The organism is Methylobacterium sp. J-118 (assembly GCF_057836565.1).
The window spans coordinates 1,258,202-1,279,730 of sequence record NZ_JBYQFA010000001.1 but is presented as its reverse complement, the minus strand read 5'-3'; the positions used below and the strand labels follow the sequence as shown (position 1 = coordinate 1,279,730).

21 protein-coding genes are annotated in these 21,529 nt (G+C 72.4%); 11 read left to right on the top strand and 10 right to left on the bottom strand.

The features are described from left to right. Position 1: 1 nt before the first annotated feature. The 3 genes from AC3IF3_RS06185 (at position 2) to AC3IF3_RS06175 (ending at position 2,350) form a co-directional block, all read left to right on the top strand. Positions 2 to 1,609, top strand: a complete 1,608-nt coding sequence (locus tag AC3IF3_RS06185; RefSeq protein ID WP_489227841.1) for a flagellin — start codon at positions 2 to 4, stop codon at positions 1,607 to 1,609. Positions 1,610 to 1,764: 155 nt separating this feature from the next. Continuing rightward, positions 1,765 to 2,025 carry a hypothetical protein gene (locus AC3IF3_RS06180; RefSeq protein WP_243972930.1) on the top strand — a complete coding sequence of 87 codons (261 nt, stop codon included), beginning with the start codon at positions 1,765 to 1,767 and terminating at the stop codon, positions 2,023 to 2,025. Position 2,026: 1 nt separating this feature from the next. Further along, on the top strand, positions 2,027 to 2,350 hold the full coding sequence (locus tag AC3IF3_RS06175; protein ID WP_489220139.1) for a hypothetical protein: 324 nt from the start codon (positions 2,027 to 2,029) through the stop codon (positions 2,348 to 2,350). A gap of 10 nt (positions 2,351 to 2,360) precedes the next feature. Here the strand turns inward: AC3IF3_RS06175 and AC3IF3_RS06170 are convergent, their stop codons facing one another. The 3 genes from AC3IF3_RS06170 to AC3IF3_RS06160 are packed head-to-tail and all read right to left on the bottom strand — an operon-like array spanning position 2,361 to position 4,340. Further along, positions 2,361 to 2,834 (bottom strand): hypothetical protein, encoded by a 474-nt coding sequence (locus AC3IF3_RS06170; RefSeq protein WP_489231253.1) that lies wholly within the window; start codon positions 2,832 to 2,834, stop codon positions 2,361 to 2,363. After that, positions 2,821 to 3,174 carry a rod-binding protein gene (locus tag AC3IF3_RS06165; protein ID WP_489227840.1) on the bottom strand — a complete coding sequence of 118 codons (354 nt, stop codon included), beginning with the start codon at positions 3,172 to 3,174 and terminating at the stop codon, positions 2,821 to 2,823. Before AC3IF3_RS06165 ends, AC3IF3_RS06170 begins: the two co-directional genes overlap by 14 nt. Positions 3,175 to 3,200: 26 nt before the next feature. Further along, entirely contained in the window at positions 3,201 to 4,340 is a 1,140-nt protein-coding gene (locus AC3IF3_RS06160) for a flagellar basal body P-ring protein FlgI (protein WP_489227838.1), read from the bottom strand. 243 nt (positions 4,341 to 4,583) lie between these two features. Here AC3IF3_RS06160 and AC3IF3_RS06155 point away from each other — a divergent pair, with 243 nt between their 5' ends. Continuing rightward, positions 4,584 to 5,012 (top strand): flagellar assembly protein FliX, encoded by a 429-nt coding sequence (locus AC3IF3_RS06155; RefSeq protein WP_489220138.1) that lies wholly within the window; start codon positions 4,584 to 4,586, stop codon positions 5,010 to 5,012. A 10-nt stretch (positions 5,013 to 5,022) separates the two neighbouring features. On the opposite strand, the gene AC3IF3_RS06150 is transcribed toward AC3IF3_RS06155, so the two are convergent. Then, positions 5,023 to 6,519 carry a helicase HerA domain-containing protein gene (locus tag AC3IF3_RS06150; RefSeq protein ID WP_243972918.1) on the bottom strand — a complete coding sequence of 499 codons (1,497 nt, stop codon included), beginning with the start codon at positions 6,517 to 6,519 and terminating at the stop codon, positions 5,023 to 5,025. Positions 6,520 to 6,675: 156 nt separating this feature from the next. On the opposite strand from AC3IF3_RS06150, the gene AC3IF3_RS06145 reads away from it, so the two are divergent. The 6 genes from AC3IF3_RS06145 (at position 6,676) to AC3IF3_RS06120 (ending at position 12,122) form a co-directional block, all read left to right on the top strand. Then, on the top strand, positions 6,676 to 7,926 hold the full coding sequence (locus tag AC3IF3_RS06145) for an Hsp70 family protein (protein ID WP_489227837.1): 1,251 nt from the start codon (positions 6,676 to 6,678) through the stop codon (positions 7,924 to 7,926). 194 nt (positions 7,927 to 8,120) lie between these two features. Further along, entirely contained in the window at positions 8,121 to 9,494 is a 1,374-nt protein-coding gene (locus AC3IF3_RS06140; RefSeq protein ID WP_489227836.1) for an MBOAT family O-acyltransferase, read from the top strand. Between the two features lie 2 nt (positions 9,495 to 9,496). After that, positions 9,497 to 10,513 (top strand): hypothetical protein, encoded by a 1,017-nt coding sequence (locus tag AC3IF3_RS06135; RefSeq protein WP_489227835.1) that lies wholly within the window; start codon positions 9,497 to 9,499, stop codon positions 10,511 to 10,513. 175 nt (positions 10,514 to 10,688) lie between these two features. Next, on the top strand, positions 10,689 to 11,108 hold the full coding sequence (dksA, locus tag AC3IF3_RS06130; RefSeq protein WP_243972910.1) for an RNA polymerase-binding protein DksA: 420 nt from the start codon (positions 10,689 to 10,691) through the stop codon (positions 11,106 to 11,108). A gap of 118 nt (positions 11,109 to 11,226) precedes the next feature. Further along, complete coding sequence (locus tag AC3IF3_RS06125) at positions 11,227 to 11,640, top strand: hypothetical protein (RefSeq protein WP_489227833.1); 414 nt, start codon at positions 11,227 to 11,229, stop codon at positions 11,638 to 11,640. Continuing rightward, complete coding sequence (locus AC3IF3_RS06120) at positions 11,637 to 12,122, top strand: hypothetical protein (protein ID WP_489227832.1); 486 nt, start codon at positions 11,637 to 11,639, stop codon at positions 12,120 to 12,122. The genes AC3IF3_RS06125 and AC3IF3_RS06120 overlap by 4 nt, the downstream gene beginning before the upstream one ends. Before the next feature lie 14 nt (positions 12,123 to 12,136). Here AC3IF3_RS06120 and AC3IF3_RS06115 read toward each other — a convergent pair whose 3' ends face one another. Further along, on the bottom strand, positions 12,137 to 13,414 hold the full coding sequence (locus AC3IF3_RS06115) for an NAD(P)/FAD-dependent oxidoreductase (RefSeq protein WP_489227831.1): 1,278 nt from the start codon (positions 13,412 to 13,414) through the stop codon (positions 12,137 to 12,139). A 148-nt stretch (positions 13,415 to 13,562) separates the two neighbouring features. Here AC3IF3_RS06115 and gltX point away from each other — a divergent pair, with 148 nt between their 5' ends. Beyond that, a complete protein-coding gene (gene gltX, locus AC3IF3_RS06110; protein ID WP_489227829.1) occupies positions 13,563 to 14,903 on the top strand; it encodes a glutamate--tRNA ligase in 1,341 nt (446 codons plus the stop codon). Between the two features lies 1 nt (position 14,904). On the opposite strand, the gene AC3IF3_RS06105 is transcribed toward gltX, so the two are convergent. From AC3IF3_RS06105 to AC3IF3_RS06085, 5 genes are all read right to left on the bottom strand, one after another. Beyond that, a complete protein-coding gene (locus AC3IF3_RS06105; protein ID WP_489220487.1) occupies positions 14,905 to 16,191 on the bottom strand; it encodes a hemolysin family protein in 1,287 nt (428 codons plus the stop codon). A 105-nt stretch (positions 16,192 to 16,296) separates the two neighbouring features. After that, positions 16,297 to 17,064: a class I SAM-dependent methyltransferase gene (locus AC3IF3_RS06100; RefSeq protein ID WP_489220129.1), complete on the bottom strand. Its 768-nt coding sequence runs from the start codon at positions 17,062 to 17,064 to the stop codon at positions 16,297 to 16,299. Positions 17,065 to 17,079: 15 nt separating this feature from the next. Next, on the bottom strand, positions 17,080 to 18,288 hold the full coding sequence (locus AC3IF3_RS06095) for an MFS transporter (RefSeq protein WP_489227828.1): 1,209 nt from the start codon (positions 18,286 to 18,288) through the stop codon (positions 17,080 to 17,082). Positions 18,289 to 18,410: 122 nt separating this feature from the next. Further along, positions 18,411 to 20,342 carry an OmpA family protein gene (locus AC3IF3_RS06090; RefSeq protein ID WP_489227827.1) on the bottom strand — a complete coding sequence of 644 codons (1,932 nt, stop codon included), beginning with the start codon at positions 20,340 to 20,342 and terminating at the stop codon, positions 18,411 to 18,413. Positions 20,343 to 20,404: 62 nt separating this feature from the next. Then, positions 20,405 to 21,481: a DUF2865 domain-containing protein gene (locus tag AC3IF3_RS06085; RefSeq protein WP_489227825.1), complete on the bottom strand. Its 1,077-nt coding sequence runs from the start codon at positions 21,479 to 21,481 to the stop codon at positions 20,405 to 20,407. Positions 21,482 to 21,529: the final 48 nt, after the last annotated feature.

The window sequence follows — 21,529 nt, the reverse complement described above, 5'->3', positions numbered from 1 at the left end:
CATGACCACGATCGCCCCCTTCGCGGCCGGCTCCTACCTGACGACCCGGAATGCCGCGCAGCTCACGACCCTGAAGAACCAGCTCAACGACCTATCGAACCAGGTCTCGAGCGGACAGGTGTCGCAGACCTACGGCGGCCTCGGTTCCGGGCGGTCGACGGCCCTCGGCGCCCAGGCGACGTTGAGCGCGCTCGGCGGCTACGCGGCCGGCATCACGGCCGGCCAGACGCGGACGAACCTCGCCGTGACGAGCCTCACCCAGGTCGCGACCCTCGGGACGAGTGCCAGCCAGACCCTGAACAACGGTCTGCAGAGTGTGGCGACCAGTTCGGTCTCGGGCCGCTCGACCGCGTTGGGGGACCTGCAGACGGCACTCGATGCGCTCAACCAATCGGCGGCGGGCAACTATCTGTTCGGCGGCGGCGATGCCAGCACCCAGCCGGTGGTCGATGCGGACACGCTCCTCAACGGGACGACCGGCAGCCAGGGCCAAACCGTCGCCGGCCTCTCCGCGGTGATCGCGGAACGGGTCGATGCCGAGGTCGGACCCAACCAGAACGGCCGGCTCACCCAGACGCCGACCCCGTCTTCGACCAACACCGGCACCGCGGTGACGGTCACCGACGAGGCGGACAGCCAGACCCGGACCAAGTTCGGCTTCACCCTGGCCGCGGCACCGACGGTGACGGGATCGGCGCTCAGCGCCACCTACACGGCCGCCGCGAGCCCCAGCCCGGCCTCCTTCACCCTCAACCTGACGGCGCAGCCCCAGCCCGGCGACAGCGCGACCATCTCGCTGACGTTGCCGGACGGCACTTCGCAGACCCTCACCCTCAAGGCCGCGACCACAGCGGACGCGACCTCGACCACCAGTTTCGCGATCGGGTCGAGCACCTCCGATACGATGAACAACCTGTCGGCGACCCTGAACAAGGCGCTCAAGGGTCTGGCCAGCGGCACCCTGGCGGTGAACGCCACCGCCGACGCCGCGTCGAGTTTCTTCACGGGCTCGGCGAAAGGCGGCCTGACGGGCACCGGGATCATGCCCGAGCGCATCCAGTACGATGCCAGCAACAACCCGATCGGCTACCGACCCGCCACCGCGGCCGACACGGTGCTGTGGTATCAGGGCGAGAACACCTACACCGCGTCGAACACCCCGACGTCGGCGCTCGACAGCCAGTCGATCCAGGTCAGCGCGACGTCCAACATCGGCACGGGCGCGCGCGCGATCGATCCGGCGGTACAGAACGTCCTCGCCGGCCTGGCCACGATGGCCTTCGCCCTGCCCACGACCAACGACGACACCACCGGCACGGCTTATCAAACCGTGATGAACCGCGCCGGCGCGTTGCTCTCCTCGACCGACGGCAGTTCCGGCGTCCAGAACACGGTCACCCAGCTCTCGATCGCCGCCGCCCGGCTGACCAACGCCGGCACCACCAACGCGGCCACGCAGAACACCGTGCAGAACACGCTGGACGGGATCGAGCAGGCGCCCACCGAGGAAGTCATCGCCAAGCTCCTCGACGTGCAGAACCGGCTCCAGGCGAGCTACCAGATCACCTCCACGCTCTCGAAGCTTTCGCTGGTCAACTACATCAGCTAAGCCCGGTCCGGTCACGCGCGCTACGATGATCGCGCAGCCGTGTGCGGAAGCGGATCGCCCGCGATCGCCGCAATCTTAGTCTCGCCGCTTTCCCACAGTGAATCGTGGAAACCGGACGCGCCGCCGCTCCGTCGCCCACCCGAGGAGAGGTCCGCATGTCGCCGTCCGAACCTGTCGCACTCGTCCGCGGTCTCGGCGGCGCCCCGCGGATCGGCGCGACCGTCCCGGCCGAGCGGGCGGCCGACACCCCCGTCCCCGGTTGCGGGCGGCTCGACGATCGCGGCATTGCCCTCGACATCCCGCTGCGCGGCTTCGCCCGGCTGCGCGTCCAGAGGCCGGATCCCGACCCGTTCATCGGTGCGGTCGAGGGTTCTATCGATCGGCCGTACCGGCATCCGCCGCGCCGGGCCGCCTAAGATGCGCGGGCGGCTCCAGCCGGTCGCCGCCCTGGCGATGATCCTGTCCCTCGCGGGGTCCGCTCTGGCGATCGACCTGCAGAAGGCGCCGGTCACGCCCGGGCCGGTTCCGTGCCCGTCGAAGGGACCGGGCTTCGTCCGCCTGCCGGGCAGCGCTTCCTGCATCCGCGTGTCCGGGCACGTCGCCGCCGGGATGGACCTGCGCACCGGGCACGCCGCCGCGGCGGCCCCCGTCGTCGCCGGCCGCCTCGCCATCGACAACCGCGCCGACACGGATCTCGGTGAGGTGCGGACCTACCTGCGGTTCGGTAACGGCCGGCGCTGAGCGCCGGACCCTACAGGTTCCGCGACAGGACCAGCGGCCCGCTGCGCACGCCGCGCCCGTAGGGCGAGGGGGCCGGACTCTGGCGGCCGTAGCCCGTCGGCATCTGCGCCCGTCCGATCTCCTCAGCGAGCGACTTGATCAGGCCCTCCGACACGGTTTTGGCGCTGGCGAGCACCGTCTGGTTCGCCTCGACGGCCGCGGTGAAACGGCGGTGTGCCGACCGCAGGTTCTCGACCCCGTCCGGATGGAAGCGCTTCAGCGCCACGGCGTTCGCCTTGGCGACCTCCAGCCCCTGCATGTAGGCGCCGGCCAGGGCGGCCTTGGGCTCGGCCGCCGCGATCCCCTCCCGCAGCCGGCCGGCACGGACATGCGCCGCCTCGTCGGCCAGCACCGCCTCGAGAGCGGCCATGTTGGCGAGCACCCCCGCGACCAGCGCCTCCGCGGTGACGCGGTCGGCGACGCGGAGCGGCTCAGCCCGCTGCATGGGTCGTTCCATCGCTCGGTGCTCCCTGCATCTTCATGATCTCATGAAAGACCGAAGCGGCGATACCGACGCCGCCGTTCTTCACGATCTGTCCCGCATATTCCTTGGTCAGCATCGAGCGGTAGACACCGCCGCCGGTGCCGTTCTCGCCGAGGGGGCCGTCGGTACCCTCCGACTGGGTCAGCCGGTCGAGGCTGGATTCCAGGAACATCGATTCGAACTCGGTCGCGGTCTTCCAGGCCTTGGCCTGGTTGGCGGTCTTGACGATCCCGTCGACCGCCCCCCCGGCGACGGAGGTCCCGACGCTGGCGGCGGCGGTGACGTTGGCGAGTTGCAGCATGGTCGGGCCCTCCGCGCTCGGACGCGTCACATCAGTTCGATATCGGCCTGCAGGGCGCCGGCCGCCTTGATCGCCTGCAGGATCGAGATCAGGTCGCGGGGGCCGACGCCGAGGGCGTTGAGGCCGTCGACCAGTTCCCGCAGGCTCACGCCCTCCTTGACCAGGGCGAGCTTGTTGCCCTCGCCGGTATCGACCTTCAGCGCGGTGCGCGGCACCACGACGGTGCGGCCGTTGGACAGGGGCGCCGGCTGGCTCACCTGCGGCTGCTCGGTGATCGTGATGGTCAGGTTGCCCTGGGCGATCGCCACCGTGGAGACGTGCACGTCGCGGCCCATCACGATGATGCCGGAGCGCTCGTCCACGACCACCCGGGCGGTCTGGTCGGGCTCGACCTTGAGCTGCTCCACCTCGGTGATCAGCCGGATCATATTGCCGTTGTAGCGGGCCGGGATCTGGATCGTGACGGTGGCGGGGTCCGTGGGCTCGGCCGTATCGGCGCCCATGAAGTCGTTGATCGCTGCGGCGATCCGCTTGGACGTGGTGAAGTCGGGATTGCGCAGCGACAGGCGCAGAGACTTGGCGTCGTTCAGCTTGAAGGCGATCTCGCGCTCGATGTTGGCGCCGTTGGAGATGCGTCCGTTGGTGGGCACGCCCCGGGTGATCTTGGCGGCGGCCCCCTCCGCGGCGAAGCCCGCGATCGCCACCGAGCCCTGCGCCAGGGCGTAGACCTCGCCGTCGGCGCCGAGCAGCGGCGTCACCAGCAGGGTGCCACCCTGGAGCGATTTGGCGTCGCCCAGCGAGGAGACCGTCACGTCGATACGGGTGCCCTGCGCGGCGAAGGGGGGCAGGCTCGCCGTCACCATCACGGCGGCGAGGTTCTGCGTGCGCATCGTGGCCCCGCGGGTGTTGACGCCGAGGCGCTCCAGCATCGCCTGCAGCGATTGCTTGGTGAACGGGATGTTGTTCAGCGTGTCGCCGGTGCCGTTCAGGCCGACGACGATGCCGTAGCCGACGAGTTGGTTCTGGCGCACGCCCTCGATGGAGGCGAGGTCCTTGACCCGCGACAGGGCGAGCGCCGGGCCGGACATCGCCGCCAGGAGCAGCACGCCCGCAGCGAGTGCGGCGAGGACCGATCCGATGAGACTGCAGGGGTGGCTCGGGCGCATGCCGGGTTTTTCGAGGGTGAACGGACCTGCCCCCCTCCTGCCAGCGTCATGCCACCCGAGAATTTCCGGTAAGTCGCTGACAAAAGAGATCATTATCCGGCCGGCATGCCGCGACCCATCACGATCGACCGGTACCGATGCTGCCGACCCGGCAGCTTCTGCCGGCTTGTTTACCCGCGCTTAACCCTGCGGGCCGAATTTCGAGCCCTGCGCAGGAGCGCTTGGAGCAACGCGAACCGGATCATGCGCGTCGAGACTCGCCAGCCGATCCAGGGCGCAGGCGGCGTCGCCACCCTCCGGCGGACCGAGGGCGGCGCAGGCTTCAGCCTCGGCGCGACCCCCGGTGCCGCCACCGGCGCCGGTGCCCCCGCGGCGGCGGCGACGCTCACCGGCCTGGACGCGGTCCTGCTCCTCCAGACCGAGAGCGAGACGCCGCAGGAGCGGCGGCGTCGCTCGGCCAAGCGCGGTCAGGATCTCCTCGACGGCCTCGACCGGCTGAAGGCCGCCCTGCTGGGCGGCCGGGTCGCGCCGCAGGACTTGCGCGCCATCGCGTCCCGCCTCGCCGAACGCCCGGGCCCCTCGGGGGATCCGCGGCTCGACGGGCTCATGGCCGAGATCGAGCTGCGTGCGGCGGTGGAACTCGCCAAGCTCGAAAGCCGGCGCAGCGTCTGACCAGGGCGCCTTACCCCGTCCGCCGCTTCGGTCCGGTCGGCAGCATCTGCGGTTCGCCCGGCCCGGTCTCCACGCCGAGATCCGGCACCGCGATGATCGGCGCGCCGCGCAGGTCCTTGCGGGTGACGATGGCGCCGCGCTCCTCCAGATAGGCCAGCATCCGCCGGGCGCGGCCGCCCGAGCTGGTGCCGTAGGCCTCGGCCAGCATGGTGTCTGTGGGGCAGGGGGCGCCCTCGATCGCCGCCCGGGCCACGACCAGGAACAGCCCGGCGAGGTCGTCCGGCAAACCGGCCGCGATCTCCTGGGCGCGCTCCCAGGTGGAATTGTCGGCGACCGCGCCCCCGGCCTCGGCCCGGGCCACCGCGAGCCGGCGCTTGAATTCCGGCAGGCCCATCGTGTCGCCGCGCAGGCGCCGGATCCGGCACCGGACCGTGAAGTCCTGGTAGAGCGTCGCGGGGGTGCAGGCCGCCGCATCGGCATCCGCCAGCACCGAAGCCAGAACCTCGGACAGGGCCGCCTCGCGCGCCTCCGGATCCATCGGCTCCTCCTCCGGTTCCTCCACGGGAACCGGCGGCCGGTAGTTCGCCAGCTGCACCAGCACGTCCGGGGCCGGTGCCGGACGCGGCTTCGGGCGGGGCGCGAAGGGCACCGAGACCTCCTCCGGGCTCGCCGTGAGGATCAGGGACCGGGCGTCCTCCAGCGCGTCGGGCAGGGGGACGAGCACCGGCGAGGAACTCCGGCTCACCGTCTCGGTCGGACCGACCGCGATGGTGAGCGGGCGGCGCGACAGGGCCGGCCCGAGGGCCACGAAATGCCCGCGCGGCAGATCGCGGAACGTCTCGGCCTGCCGGCGCTCCAGTCCCAGGAGGTCAGCGGCGCGGGCCATGTCGATGTCCAGGAATGTCCGGCCCATCAGAAAATTCGACGCCTCGGCCGCGACGTTCTTGGCGAGCTTGGCGAGGCGCTGCGTGGCGATGATCCCGGCCAGGCCGCGCTTGCGCCCGCGGCACATCAGGTTGGTCATCGCGCCGAGGGAGAGGCGCCGCGCCTCGTCCGAGACCTCGCCGGCGGCGGCCGGGGCGAAGAGCTGGGCCTCGTCCACCGCCACCAGCATCGGGTACCAATGGTCCCGGTCGGCATCGAACAGCCCGCCGAGGAACGCGGCCGCGGCGCGCATCTGCCCGTCGGCGTCGAGGTTCTCCAGCGACAGCACCACGGAGACCCGGTGGGTGCGCACCCGCGCGGCGATCCGCTGCAGGGCGGCGTCGTCGCCGTCGGCCTCCACCACGACGTGGCCATAACGGTCGGCCAGACTGGCGAAATCGCCCTCCGGGTCGATGATCGCCTGCTGCACGAGCCCGGCGCTCTGCTCCAGCAGGCGCCGCAGCAGGTGCGACTTGCCGGAGCCTGAATTGCCCTGCACCAGCAGCCGCGTGGCGAGCAGTTCGGTGAGGTCGAGGAGCGCGGGGCGCTCGCCGGTCAGGCCGAGATCGATGTCGGAACGCATGGCGCCTCATAGCATGCCGGCGCCGGTTCCGGGGCCCCCGCGATGGCGCTGTCCACGCTTCCCGCCATACCAGCCAAGCCGTAACCGGCCTGGACCCGGACCGGGCGGACCTGTAGGCCCCACGGCCCTGCTCGAAACATCCGGATCCCCAACACGATGGCGGCCTGCGGCCTCGATTTCGGCACGTCGAACACCACCCTGGGGCATGCGGGTCCCGACGGGCCGATCCTGCTGCCGCTGGAGGGCGCGCACCGCACGATCCCCAGCGCGATCTTCTTCGAACTCGGCCGCGAGCCGGTGATCGGGCGAGCCGCCACGGCGGCCTATGTGGACGGCCTGTCGGGGCGGCTGATGCGCGGCCTCAAATCGGTGCTCGGCACGCCGCTGATGGACGAGGCGACCCCGGTCGGCCGCCAGCGCCTGCGCCTGCGCGACGTGATCGCCCGTTACCTGACCGCGGTGAAGGCGCGGGCCGAGGCGGCCTGCGACGCGCCCCTCGACAGCGTGGTCCACGGCCGCCCGGTCCATTTCGTGGACGGCGACCCGGAGGCCGATCGCCGGGCCGAGGACACGCTGCGCGCCATCGCGCGCGACGTCGGATTCCGCGAGGTCTCGTTCCAGTACGAGCCGATCGCCGCCGCCCTCGACTACGAGCGGCAGGTCCGGTCGGAGGAGATCGCCCTGGTCGCCGATATCGGCGGCGGCACCTCGGATTTCTCCATCGTGCGCCTGTCGCCCGAGCGGAGGCGCCGGGTGGATCGCGCTGGCGACATCCTGGCCAATGATGGCGTGCGCATCGGCGGCACCGATTTCGACCGGCAGCTCAGCCTCGGCACGGTGATGCCGCTCCTCGGCCTCGGCAGCCCGATGCGCCGGGGCGACCTCGCCGTGCCGAACGCCTACTATCACGACCTCGCCACGTGGTCGGCGATCAACCGCCTCTACAATCAGAAGACCTTGCGCGAGATCGACGAGGTGATCCGCGATTGCGCCCGCCCCGAGCTCGTCGCGCGGCTGCGCGAGGCGGTGGAGGGCGAGCGCGGCCATGCCCTGGCGGGGGCGGTGGAGGGCGCCAAGATCGCGGCCTCGGAAGAGGGCGGGACGGATCTCGATCTCGGCCTCGTGGAGCGTGGGCTGTCGGTGCCGGTGGATCGCGCGCGCCTCGCCGCGCAGACGGGCGACCTCGCCCGGGCGGTGGCGGCCCGGATCGGGCGCTGCCTCGTCCAGGCGGAGCTGGCGCCGGAGCGGATCGACGCCCTGTTCCTCACCGGCGGCTCCACCGGCCTGCCGCACCTGCGCGCCGCCCTGACCGCGGCGCTGCCGGCCGCCCGGGTGGTGGAGGGCGACACGTTCGGTTCGGTCGGCCTCGGCCTGACCATCGAGGCGGCCCGGCGCGGGGGGGGATGACGGAGCGGGCCCTGTCCCGGGGACGCTTCGGCCGGAACCCGGCCTCTCGGTAGGCGAGCCGGCCCGGGTCATCGAGCTCGATCTGTGACAAGCGGAACCCCGATTGACGCGCCCGCGCCGATCCCCGACAAGGCGGTCCCTCCCGGTCGGAGACAACGGCGGCCCATCCGGCGCCTTCCTCGCCGCCTCGCCCGATGCTGTTCAACTCCTTCGTTTTCCTTCTCGCGTTCCTGCCGGCCGCCCTGGTCCTGCACGGGCTGGTGGCGCGCGCCGCGCCGGCCTGGCGGCTGCCGCTCCTCGTCGGCCTCTCGTTCGTGTTCTACGGCTGGTGGGACATCCGCTTCGTGCCGCTGCTCGCCGGCTCGATCCTGGCGAACTGGAGCGTGGCCCGCCTCTATCGCCGCTGGCCCGGCCGCTGGCTGATCCCGGCGGCCATCGCGGCAAACCTCGCCCTGCTCGGGGTGTTCAAGTATCTTGACTTCTTCGCCGACCTCGCCAACCTGATCCCCGGCCTCGGGGCGCCGCGGCTCGGCCTCGCCCTGCCGCTCGGCATCTCGTTCTTCACCTTCCACCACATCATGTACCTCGCCGACCTCCGGGCCGGCCGGGCGCCCGCCTTCGGGCTGGTGAAATACGCCCTCTACATCGCCTTCTTCCCGCAGGTTCTCGCCGGCCCGCTCGTGCGCTGGAGCGAGATCATGCACCAGTTCGACGCGGCGCCCTACGCCCGGCCGGACGCCGCCGAGCGCTTCAGCCGCGGCCTGATGCTGCTGACGGTCGGCCTCGCCAAGAAGGTGTTCCTCGGCGATCCGCTCGCGGCCTACGTCAATCCGGTGTTCCAGGCCGCCGCTTCCGGCAAGGTCGTCACCGTCGCCGAGGCGTGGCAGGCGACGCTGGGCTTCACCTTCCAGATCTATTTCGACTTCTCCGGCTATACCGACATGGCGCTCGGCATCGCGCTGCTGTTCGGTCTCGTCCTGCCGCAGAACTTCGACGCGCCCTACCGCGCCACGTCGCTGCGCGACTTCTGGCGGCGCTGGCACATGACCCTGTCGCGCTTCCTGCGCGATTACCTGTACATCCCGATGGGCGGGAACCGGCACGGGCTGCCGCGCCAGGTCGGCGCGCTCCTGGCCACCATGACGCTCGGCGGGTTGTGGCACGGGGCCGGCCCGACCTTCCTGGCCTGGGGCGGCCTACACGGGCTCGGCCTCGGCGCCGGCCTGCTGGCCCGCCGCACGCGGCTGGTGATCCCCGCGCCGCTGGGTTGGCTGCTGACCAGCCTGTTCGTGATGCTGACCTGGGTCCTGTTCCGGGCGACGAGCTTCGAGGCGGCGATCCTCCTGTTCAAGGGCCTGTTCGGGCTGGCGCCCCGGGGCTCCGGCTTCAAGTGGCGCACCATCGCGGTCGCCGCCCTCGTCGCCACGGTCGGGCCGACCGCCTGGACGGCGGTCCACCGCCTGCCGTCGCGGCGCCTGCTCGCCTTCGGCTTCGCGCTCCTGTTCGTGATCGTCCTGCTGAAGATCGGCGACGATGCGAACTACGAGTTCATCTACTTCCAGTTCTGAGGATGGCGGCCCCCCGACTCCCCTCGGACCAGGACTGGCGCGGCTTCGCCCGCGCCCTGATCCTATCCGTCTTCGGCGTGTTCGCGGCCTATCTCGCCCTGGCGGTGCTGGTCGATCCCTACGATACCGGCCGCTCGACCCTGCTGTCCCGCGGCGCGGTCCGGCCGCAGGGGCCCCGCACCGCATCGGCCGTGCGCGGGCGCGATCCGGCCTTTACGGGCGCGGTGATCGGCAACTCGCACATCCAGCTCATCGAGCCGGCGACGCTGACCCGGCTCACCGGCATCCCGTTCGTCCAGCTCTCGGTGCCGGCCACCGGTCCGGCGGAGCAGTTCGCACTCCTCGACTGGTATTTGCAGCACCATGCGCGGCCCGCCGCCCTCGTGCTCTCGGCCGACGCGTTCTGGTGCGCGGACGATCCGAGCTTCCCGAGCGAGCATGGGTTTCCCTTCTGGCTGCTCGGCGGCTGGCCCGACTACCTCGGGGGACTCGTGCGCTTCCCGGCCGCGCAGGAGACGATCAACCGCCTCGGCTGGCTCCTGAACCCCGGCCGCAGGAACGCCGCCCCCGACGGCTGGTGGGATTACGAGCGCAACTATCTCGGCCAGGGCTTCGGCATCGATCCCGCCAAGAAGGCAGCCCTGGAGAGGCCCGTAGGCCCCGGGCCCGAGCCGCAGCATGGCGGCCCGTTCCCGATCGCCGGACGGCTCCGGGCGGAGCTCGCGCGGGTCCCCGCCGAGACGCCGGTGGTGGTGGTCTTTCCGCCGGTCTATGCCCGCGCCGAGCCGCCGCCCGGCAGTCCCCGGGCGGCGGCCGAGGCCACCTGCCGCTCCGAGGTTCGCGCCGCGCTGGCGACGCACCGGTCGAGCACGGTGGTGGATTGGCGCGACGGGCGCCCCGAGGCGGCGGATCCGGACCTGTTCTTCGACCAGACGCATTTCCGCCTGGGCCTGGCCCGGCCCCTCACGGCGGAGATCGCCGCCGCGATCGAACGGCTGCGGAGGCCGGTGACAGAGTAAAAGCGCTGTAGCGTGGCTTGTTTGCCGCACGCGGCTGGACAGTGGCGGCGCTTTATGGGCCCCGCTTCCGTGTGCGTTGTCGCGATTGGGCGCCTCGACTATACGGCACCTCACGTTATCGCCGCGCACCGGCCATCCCCTGGTGGGCGGTCTTACGATCCAGCGAGGGTGACGCATGGCGAAGGTGACGCTGGAGGACGGCTACGTCCCGTCCGACGACGAGCCCTTCATGAATGACCGGCAGCGCGAATATTTCCGACGCAAGCTGCTGGGCTGGAAGAATGACATCCTGCGCGAGGCGCAGGACACCCTCGTCGCGCTCCAGACCGAGAACGAGAACCATCCCGACCTCGCCGACCGGGCATCGTCCGAGACGGACCGGGCGATCGAGCTGCGGGCGCGGGACCGGCAGCGCAAGCTCACCGGCAAGATCGATGCGGCCCTCGCCCGGCTGGAGGACGGCTCCTACGGATTCTGCGAGGAGACCGGCGAACCGATCTCGCTGCGCCGCCTCGATGCCAGGCCGATCGCCACCATGTCCCTCGAAGCCCAGGAACGGCACGAGCGCCGGGAGCGGGTCTACCGCGACGATTAACCGAGCTGCTCCGCCGCCATCCGGAGCCCGCCTTGGCCGACCTCCCCGGCGGGTGCCACCGAACCGGCGCGTGCCGCGGGCGTTCTGCGTCGGACCCTTTTCGTGTCCGGAGAACCGCATGAGACGTCCCCTGATTGCGACGATCGCCGGTGCGGTCGCCGCGCTCGCGCTCGCCGGCTGCGAGCCGGCCAAGCCGGGCCCGGCCGGGCCGGCCGGCCCGAAGGGTGACCAGGGGCCGCCCGGGCCGCAGGGTCCGGCCGGCCTGAACGGGGCGACCGGCGAGCGCGGACCCACGGGCGAACGGGGCCCGGCCGGCGCTGCCGGACCCCCGGGTCCGGCGGTCAACAGCCAGGTCCGGCTCGACGTCGCCTGCCGTCGCGAGGAGGTGTTGATCGGCGCCTATTGCCGCGGCATGGCGGTGGTACCGTCCGTGACCGTCACGGACGGCGTGTCCACGGTCGGCTGCTTCGACATGACCGCCAAGGCCGCCAAGGATGCCCAACCCGTCGCGGTCTGCATGAAGGCGCCATGAGAATCTGGGTCCCTCGCTCGCTGGTCCCCGCTGTCCTGGCCGCGCTGGTCTCCACCGCGGCCGGTGCGCAATCGGCCGTGCCCACGGAGCGCGCGGCGATCGACCTCGTGCGCGATCGTCGCACGGCCGCCTTCGCCACGGTGGCCCAGACCCTGGCCTACGCCCAGCGCGTGACCGGCGGCGCCTTCCGGCTCGGCGGGTATCGTGTCGATTATCGACCGGAGGCGCCCTTCGCCCGGGTACAGATCTGCTATCGCCTCGGGATCGACCCCCCGACCTGCGGGCTCGACTACCGCGTCGCGGTGAACCCGGCCCATGTCGAGCCCTCCGACCGCTACGACGGCCTCACCCGTGACCTGGAGCACGGGCCGCAGGCCTTCCTGCGGGCGCTGGCCCGGGACGTGGATCTCCAGCGCCAGCCGGCGCTCCTGCGGAAGATCCAGGCCGCGCTGGACCCGTACAACCCCTACGACTGGCGGTAGGTTTTCGCCCGGGCTCAGAACAGGCTCGGCCAGCGCAGCAGCCGTTCCGGCCCGAAGGCCGCCACCGGCACCGTCGGGGTTCGGCCGGTGGCGAGGTCGGCCACGATCTCGCCGGTGATCGGGCCGGTGGAGAGGCCGATATGGCCGTGGCCGAAGGCGAAGAGCAGGCCGTCGTGCCGGGGCGCCCGGCCGATCACCGGTATCCCGTCCGGCGTGGACGGGCGGGAGCCGAGCCAGGGCTCGTTGTCGAGGGGACCGCCGAGGCGCAGGGTCCCGGCGGCCTCCCGCGCGGCCGCCTCGATCTGGGTGTGGTCCGGGGCGGCGTGGCGGGCGTTGAGCTCCACCCCCGACAGAACCCGCACCCGGTCTTCGCCCATCGGTGACAGGATCGAGCCCGCCCCCGTGTCGAGGACGGGCCGCGTCAGCGGCGGGCTGTCCGGGTGCAGGGCGTAGTGGCGATGATAGCCCCGCTCGGCCGCCACCGCGAAGCGGTAGCCCAGCGTCCGCGCGATCGCCCCCGAGGCGGCGCCGGCCGCGAGCACCACCTGCCGGGCCCGCACCGCGCCGGTTTCGTGGTCCACGCGCCACCCGTCCTGTCCGGGCGCCAGTCGCGCGACGCTGCCGCGCAGGCGGCGTCCGCCCAGCCCCGCGAACAGCGCCTCGCAGGCCTCGATGAGCAGGCCCGGCTCGCGCACGGAGCCGGTCTCGGTCAGCAGCATCGCCCGGGCGTAGGGACGGACCAGCGCCGGCTCGCGGTCGCGCAACGCCGCGGAGTCGAGGATCTCGAAATCCACCCCGTGCCCGGCCAGGATCTCGCGCTCCAGGGCGGCACCCGCGAAGGCGGCCTCGGTCCGGTAGGCCTTCAGCCAGCCGGTGCGCTGGAGTCGGTCGCCCGTCCCGGCCCGGGCGGCGAGGCGCTCGTGGGCGGAATAGGCGGCGCTCGTCAGGGGCAGCAGCGCCCCGGCGGCCCTGCGCCAGCGCGCGGCGCGGGCGCTCGCCAGGAAATGCGCCGTGTAGGGAATGATCCGCGGCAGGTGCGCGTAGTTCAGGCGCAGGCCCCGGTCGGCGTTGCGCAGATAGGCCGGGAGCTTGCCCCACAGGGCCGGGCTCGACATCGGCAGGATCGAGCCGCGGCTGATCACCCCGGCATTGCCGTAGGAGGTCCGGGCCCGGGCCTCGCCGGGATCGTACAGGACCACGTCGAGGCCGCGATCCCTCAGCGCGATGGCGCTGGCGAGGCCGACCATCCCGCCGCCGATCACCACGATATCGGCCGTCTCGTCCGTCGCCATCGAGCCTCGTCCCGCGCCAAGCGGAGCCTTGTGACGGGTTTTCACGACCCTGGGTAGCGCCCCGGATGCGGCACCCCATGAGTTCGGCGAAGGGCGATTTCCCGGAGCGCCCGCGGCAATCCGGTCCGAGATCGGTTACAGAGCGCATATGACTCTCGTCCGCTTCGCCCCGTCGCCGACCGGCTACCTCCATATCGGCAATGCCCGTCCGGCCCTGCTGAACGCGTTGTTCGCCCGGAGGACGGGCGGGCGCTTCCTGCTGCGCCTCGACGACACCGACGCCGAGCGCTCGACGGAGGCTTTCGCCGATGCGATCCGGGAGGATCTCGCCTGGCTCGGGATCGAGCCTGACCTGTTCGCCCGGCAAAGCGCCCGCAAGGCGCAGCACGATGCCGCCGCGGATCGCCTGCGGGCCGCCGGCCGCCTCTATCCCTGCTACGAGACGCAGGAGGAACTGGAACGCCGCCGCAAGCGCCAGCTTGGCCGCGGCCAGCCGCCGATCTACGACCGGGCGGCGCTCAGCCTCACCGCGGAGGAGCGGGCGGCACTGGAGGCCGAGGGCCGCCGGCCGCACTGGCGCTTCCTCCTGGAGGCGCGGACTGTGGCCTGGGACGACCTCGTCCGCGGGCCCGCCCATGTCGATTGCGCGTCCCTCTCCGACCCGGTGCTGATCCGGGCCGACGGCAGCTACCTCTACACGCTGCCCTCCGTGGTGGACGATGCCGACCTCGGCGTCACCCACGTGATCCGCGGCGAGGATCACGTCACCAATACCGGCGTGCAGGTGCAGATCTTCGCGGCGTTGGGCGCGGCCGTGCCGGTCTTCGGCCACCACAACCTGCTGACCACGGCGGACGGGGAGGGCCTGTCGAAGCGGCTCGGCCACCTGTCGCTGCGCGGCCTGCGCGAGGCCGGCTACGAGCCCGCCGCGGTGCGCTCCCTGGCAGTTCTCACCGGCTCGGCCGAATCCGTGCGGGCGGTGCCCGACCTCGAGACCCTGGCGGGGCTCGTCGATCTCGCCGAGATCTCGCGCGCGCCGGCCCGGTTCGACACGGCGGAACTCGACGGCCTGAATGCGCGCCTCGTCCACGCCATGGACTACGCCGCGGTGGCCGGCCGCCTCGCGGATCTCGGGATTCCGCCGGACCGCGCGGAGGCGTTCTGGCTGGCGGTGCGGGCCAATCTCGGCCGGGTCCCGGAGGCGGCCGCGTGGTGGCGGGTGGTCGCCGGCCCGGTCGAGCCGGTCCTCACCGAGGCGGCGGTGATCACGGCGGCCCGGGAGACCCTGCCGCCGGAGCCGTTCGGACCCGAGACCTGGAAGGCCTGGACCACCGAGATCCGGAGCCGCACGGGGGCCAAGGGCCGGGGACTGTTCATGCCGCTGCGCCTCGCGCTCACCGGTCTGGAGCACGGGCCGGATCTGGCCGGCCTGCTGCCGCTGATCGGGCGGGACCGGGCGGCGCGGCGGCTGGCCGGCGAACCCGCCTGATCTACGGGGTCTCGGCCTCTGCCAGCGGAGTCGCCAGCAGCTTGTCGACCCGGCGTCCGTCGAGATCCACCACCTCGAAGCGCCAGCCGGCGATCTCGCAGGTCTCGCCCGTCTCCGGCAGGTGCTGGAGCGCCGCGATGACCAGGCCGGCGGCCGTGGCGTAGTCCCGCGACGGCGGGAGCCGCAGCCCGAGCTGGTCGGCCAGTTCATCGGCCGGCATCGAGCCGGCGATCAGCCAGGAGCCGTCGGCGCGGTGCACGGCGTCCGGCTCCGCGGTCCCGAAGCGGAAGGCGCCGGCGATCGCATCGAGGATGTCGGCGGGAGTCAGGAGCCCGTCGAAATGGCCATACTCGTCGTGGACGAGAGCCATCGGCACCGGCGCGGTCCGCAGGGTGTCGAGGGCATCGAGGGCGTCGAGGGTGTCGGGCAGAACCGGCGCCGGGCGCACATGCGCACGCAGGTCGAGGCGCTCCCCCCGCGACAGGGGCCCGAGGAGGTCGCGCACCTGGAGGATGCCGATCATCGCGTCCGGGCCGCCATCGGCCACCGGCAGGCGGGCATGGGGGCTCGCCAGGATCTGGGCCCGCACGGCGTCCGGATCGTCGGACAGGTCGATCCAGACTACGTCGGTGCGCGGGGTCATGACGCCCCGCACCAGCCGATCGCCGAGGCGGAGCACGCCGGAGATCATCGCCCGCTCGCCACCCTCGATGACACCCGCAGTCTCCGCCTCGGCCACGAGGCTGCGGAGCTCCTCCTCGGTGACCGCGCTGGCGCTCTCGGTCTCCTGGCCGATCAGGCGGAACACCGCCCGGGTCGAGGCGTCGAGCAGCCACACCGCGGGCAGGGCCACCTTGGAGACGATCCCCATGCCGGGCGCCACCGCGCAGGCGATCCGCTCCGGGTCGCGCAGGGCGAGGTGCTTCGGGACCAGCTCGCCGATGATCACCGACAGGTAGGTGATCACCCCGATGACGAGGCTGTAGCCCAGCGTGTCGGCCCAGCCCTTGGGCAGGCCGAGGTCGATCAGAACCAGGGCGAGCCGGTCACCCAGCGCCGCCCCCGAGACGACGCCGGACAGGATCCCGATCAGCGTGATGCCGATCTGCACGGTCGAGAGGAACCGCCCCGGCTCCTCCGCGAGGATCAGCGCCGCCTTCGCGCCGGGATGGCGGGCGTCGGCCAGGGCCCGCAGCCGGCCCTTGCGCGCCGAGACCAGGGCCAGCTCAGAGAGCGAGAACACGCCGTTGAGCGCGATCAGCAGGACGACGATGACGAGCTCGATCAGGCCGGATCATTGAGCCGCGTCCCGCGGGGCGGGGGCGGCTTCCTCTGTGGCGCGGGCCTGCAAGATGGGCGCGGGGCGCCGTCCGCGCAACGGCCAAGCCGCGGCTCAGCGCGGGCGCGCCTCGATCAGGGCCGAGTCGAGCAGGAAGCTGCCGTCGGGCTCGATCCGGAAATGGGCGGCGACCTCCACCGGCGCCGAGGCCTGGAGCGCCCGGATCGCCGCGACATGGGCCGCCGGCGTGCGCATCCGGGCGATCCAGCTCGCGAATTCCATGCGCGGCCGGCTGGCCATCACGGCGCCGGGGGCGAAGCCCGCCGCCTCCAGCATGGCGCGCCATTCCGAGACCCGGTAGTCGCGCACGTGCGACGGGTCGCGCAGCAGCTCCACCGCCTGGAGATGCGTGTCGAGCAGCGGGTCCTCGGGCGAGATGATGTCGCAGGCGACCAGCAGGCCCTCCGGCTTCAGCACCCGCCGCGCCTCCGCCAGGGCGGCCGGCACGTCGCGCCAATGGTGGGCGCTGAACCGGGTCAGCACCGCGTCGAAGGCCGCGTCGGGGAACGGCAAGGATTCCGCGGACCCCTGCCGGGTCTCGATAGGGGCGAGGCCGCGGCGGTGCGCCTCGGCGGTGACGGCCGCCAGCATCGCGTCCGAGAGATCGTAGGCGGTGACCGCGGCGCCCGCCGCCGCCGCCGAGAAGGCGACGTGGCCGCCGCCGCAGCCGAGGTCGAGCGCCCGCGCCCCCGGCATACCGCGGAGCAGGCTGCCGATCCGGTCGAGATCGGCGCCGCCGGCATGGACCGCGCTCGCCACGTAGGCCGCCGCCTGCGTGCCGAACTGGTCGACGACGTGGCTGGCATGGTCGCGGGCGCTCATGGATGCCTCTCGGGTTCAGACAGCCAGCGGTGCCAGGCGCGACAACCGAATCGCGATGGCGAGCGCCTGACCGTAGAGGGCCGCCACGAACAGCACCACGCCGGTCCAGCCGGAATGGGCGAAGAACCAGCCGCCGGCGGTGCCGAGCACCGAGGAGCCCAGATAGTACAGGCACAGATAGACCGAGGAGGCCTGCGCCCGGTCACGCCGGGCCCGCCGACCGACCCAGCTGCTCGCCACGGAGTGCGCCCCGAAGAAGCCGACCGTCGTCACCACGATCCCGAAGACGATCAGCAGGATGTTGTCCGATAGGGTCATCAGGATCCCGGCGAGGCCCAGGCCGGTCGCGAGCCAGAGTACCCGCCGCCGGCCGAAGCGGCTGGCGAGTTCGCCGGTCACCGGGCTGCTCACCATCCCGGCGAGGTAGACCGAGAAGATCAGGCCGATCACCGTCTGGCTCAGGGAGAACGGCGGATCGAGCAGGCGGAAGCCGATGTAATTGTAGATGCAGACGAAGCCGCCCATCAGGAGAAACGCCTCGACGAACAGCCAGGGCAGCCCGGCATCGCGGAAATGGTGACCGAAGCTGCCCGGCACCTCCCGCCAGGCCATCCGGCGCGCCACGAAGCTGCGCGAGGGCGGCAGCCAGCGCCAGAAGGCCAGCGCGGCCACGAGCGCCAGGATGCCGATGGTGGCGAGCCCGGTGCGCCAGCCGACATGGTCGGCCATCACCCCGCTGATCAGGCGGCCGGACATGCCGCCGAGCGCGTTGCCGCCCACCAGTAGGCCCATGGACAGGCCGATGGCCTGGGCGTCCATCTCCTCCGCCAGATAGGCCATGGCCACGGCGGGCAGGCCGCTGGCCGTGAGTCCGCTCAGCGCCCGCAGCGCCAGGAACCCGTGCCAACCCGGGACCAGGGCGGCCACGATGGTGAGCAGCGCGGAGGCCAGCAGCGAGGCGAGCATCACCGGCTTGCGGCCCCAGACCTCGGAGAGGGGGCTGACCACCAGCAGCGCCACCGCCAGCAACCCGCAGGGGAGTGACAGGGCGAGGCTGCTCTCGGCCGGAGAGACGCCGAATTCGTCCGAAAAAATCGGCAGCAGGGGCTGCACCGCGTAGAGCACCGCGAAGGTCGAGAACCCGGCGGCGGCCAGCGCCAACGCCGTGCGGCGGAAGACCGGCGTACCCGACCGGATCAGCCGCTCGTCGCTCTCGCTGTCCATCTTGGCCCCGCGCCGCCGATTTCGACCGGTGGTGCGGGGCGGAGCCGCCGGCGTCAACCGCGATCGGCGCAGTCTCGCCCTGCGGCTGAATCAGCCCGGCGCCCGCGCCGCGCCGGGCTGATTCAGCGCGGCGGGGCCGCCGGCGCCGGACCCTGCTGGAGCAGCGGGGTGATCCGCCGGACCGTGACCCGGCGGTTCTCCCGGGACGGTCCCGGCGTGTTCACCTTCAGGTATTGCTCGCCATAGCCCTGGGTGGTCAGGTTCTCGGGCGGGACCTGGAACTGCCGGGTCAGCACCGTCGCCACCGACTGCGCCCGACGGTCCGACAGGGACAGGTTGTCGATATCCGAGCCGACCGCGTCGGTGTAGCCCTCGATCAGGAAGACCTCCTGCGGGTTGGCGCGGATCGCCCGGTTGATCGCCGCGGCGATCACCGACAGCCGTGCAGCCTGATCCGGCGTGACCGTGAACGAGGCGGTGTCGAAATTGATCGTGTCGATGTCCACCGAACGCATCCGGGCGCGCAGATCCGGGCTGTAGCGGACCTGATCCAGGGTATAGCGCCGGTCGATCGCCACGACCGGCGGGGCCGTGAGCGCCTCGTAGACCGCGCCCTCGTCGGCCTGGTCGTACTCCACCACGTAGCGGTCGCGGGGGATGCGGATGTCCGGGGGCGGCAGAACCACCACGTCGTCGTAGATCGGGCGCGGCGGGCCTAGATAGCTGTTGTCGATGATCACCACCTCGCGGCCATCGCGAAAACGGCGGTAGCGGCGCAGCATCCGGCCGTCATCGTCCGTGACGGTGACGATCTGCTCGCCCCCCGGCCGGTCGATGAAGCTGTAAAAATCGGCGCCCCGCCGTTCGGAGCGGAAGCCGCGCGGGTCGAGGTCGCGGAACCGCTCGTTCTCGTCGTGGCGGATCAGGTAGCCGTCGCGGTCACGCACGATGATGCGGCCGGGCTCCCGGTAGACGGTGCGGCCGCCCTCGCTGTACTCCCGGCGGTCGCGGCGGACCTGGTCGTAGTCGCGCACGTCGTCGTCCTGGCGGAAACCGCCGGGCACGTAGCCGGGCTGCCCCGGGGCGTTCAACGCACCGCGACCGAACGCACCGGCGGGCCCGTTGGCCGGCGGTTGTCCGGGTTGCGCGGGTCCTGGTGCGGGTGCCGGACCGGGCGGCTGGAACGGTCTGCCGGGAACGCCGGGCGCCATATTCGGCGGGAGCGGCCGACCGGGCTGGGCACCGGGCCCTTCGTTCGGCTGCGACCTGCTCCCCGGCTGAACCTCTTCACGTTGGACCGGCCGTCCGGGTACGCCGGGCGCCATGTTGGGCGGGAGGGGCCGCCCGGGCTGCGCCTCGGGGCCGCCGCTCGGCGGCGGCCGGTTGCCCGGCTGCACATCCTCGCGCTGGACGGGTCGTCCGGGCATGCCCGGCGCCGTATCAGACGGCGCGGGCCGGCCACGCTCGGCACCGGCGCCCACGTTCGGGCGATCCGGTTCGGGCGCGCCGCGGTCGCGGTCAGGCGACGGGCGGAGCTGCGGCGGAGCCGAGGGCCGCTCGTTGCCCGGCCGGGGCTGTGCGCCCGATCCGCCGTCCCGATCCGGGGCCGGGCGATCCCGGCGCGCCGGCGGGCGTTCCTGGCGCTGCTCTTCCCGCGGCTCCTGCCGACGCTCCTGCTGTTCCCGGGCCGGCGGCGGTGGGGCCGCGGGCCTGGGTTCGGGGGCGCGTGGCCGCTCCGGCGGTTCGGCCTTGCGTGGCGGCGGTTCGGTGTGCTCCCGGGCGGCCGGGGGCGGCGCGGCCCCGTCCGGACGCGGCTCAGGCCGTTCGCGCGCCGCCGGCGGACCCGGTGGTGGGCCGGGCGGCGGGCCGGGGCGTTCCTGCGGCGGCCGGTCCGGACGTGGGCCACCGCGTGGGGGCTCGCCGCCCCGGGGGCCGCGCTCCTCGGGACCGCCCTGTGCCAGCAGAATCGCGCCCGACGCTGCATCTGCGGCGTGGAGGGGCGTCAGCACCGGCAGCACCGTGCCGGTCAGGAAGATCAGTCGCAGGAACCGCATCGAGGCCTCGTATCGGGTGGAGCCGAACACGGGACTCGGTCGTTGGTTCCGCCGAAGTTCCGTTACGGCGTCAGCCGCTGGGGCACCGCGATCACGTTCGGGGCGATGATCCGAACGGCCACGTGATCCGGCTTTGCCAGCACGGATGCGGTCTCGTTCGGCGCAGCTCCGTCCTTCCCGGCTTCGGAAGCCGTGGCCGCGGCCTCCTCCTTCGTGCCGATTCCGGCGCGCCCGGCGGCGTCGGCCGCGAGTTCCGCCGCGGTCCGGTCGGCCCGGCCCACGAGGGTCAGCCTGACCTTCGGACGGGACAAGGCCTCGGCCTGCATCGGCGTCACGAAGATGTCGCCCTTATGCCGGACCAGCATGCTCTCCGCCTTAACCAGGGACTGCGCCCAGGTCTTGCCGTCGGGCTTGCAGGAGCAGTTCGGGACGAATTCCTTGCGAAATTTGAAGGCGTTGGCGAGGCTCGCATAGGCGCGGCTGCCCTTCACCGTGGCGGCGTGCTTCAGGGCATCGTCGCCGTAGGGCATTGAATAGGCCTGCGCCTCCGTGCCGGGGCAGAGCGCCTGGCACATCTCGTCCGCGCCGCCGCGGCCTTCGGGCAGGTTCCGCATCGGGAAGAAGCCCCCGTCGCAGGTCCGCACGCAGACCATCTGCGGGCCGCCGCGGGCGTAGCTTTCCCCGCTCGCAGCATAGGTCTCCCGCGCCGGGCAGGTGGAGGCCACGAGGCTCTGGAGTTCGCGCCGGCGGGTGCCGTCGTCGTCGAAAACCGCGCCGCCGTAGGTGGCCTTGAGGGCCCGGATACGCTGCTCGACCGCGCCGCATTGCGGCGGCCGCGTATCGAAGAACAGGAATTTCTCCGTGCAGTTGAGGCCGCGGTAATAGGCTTCCAGCCGCCCAATCTCGTCGTTGAGGGCCCGCGTCGTGCTGGCGCCGTTGTGCAGCGCGGCCAGCTCGGCCCGGTACCGGCGGCATTGCGGTGACGGCAACTGCGGCGTCGGCCGCATTTCGGCGGCCGGCGGATCGGCCGGCGCCTCCTGCGCATCGGCCGGCGCGAGAAGCGTTCTGGACAGCCCGAGGGCGAGGACCGCGCTCAGGATGAGGCGGCCGAGCGAACGGGCGATCGGGCGGTGAGGCATCGGCTGCATCGCATTGACCGGGTGCGCGGCGCTCCGGAGGCCCCGGGC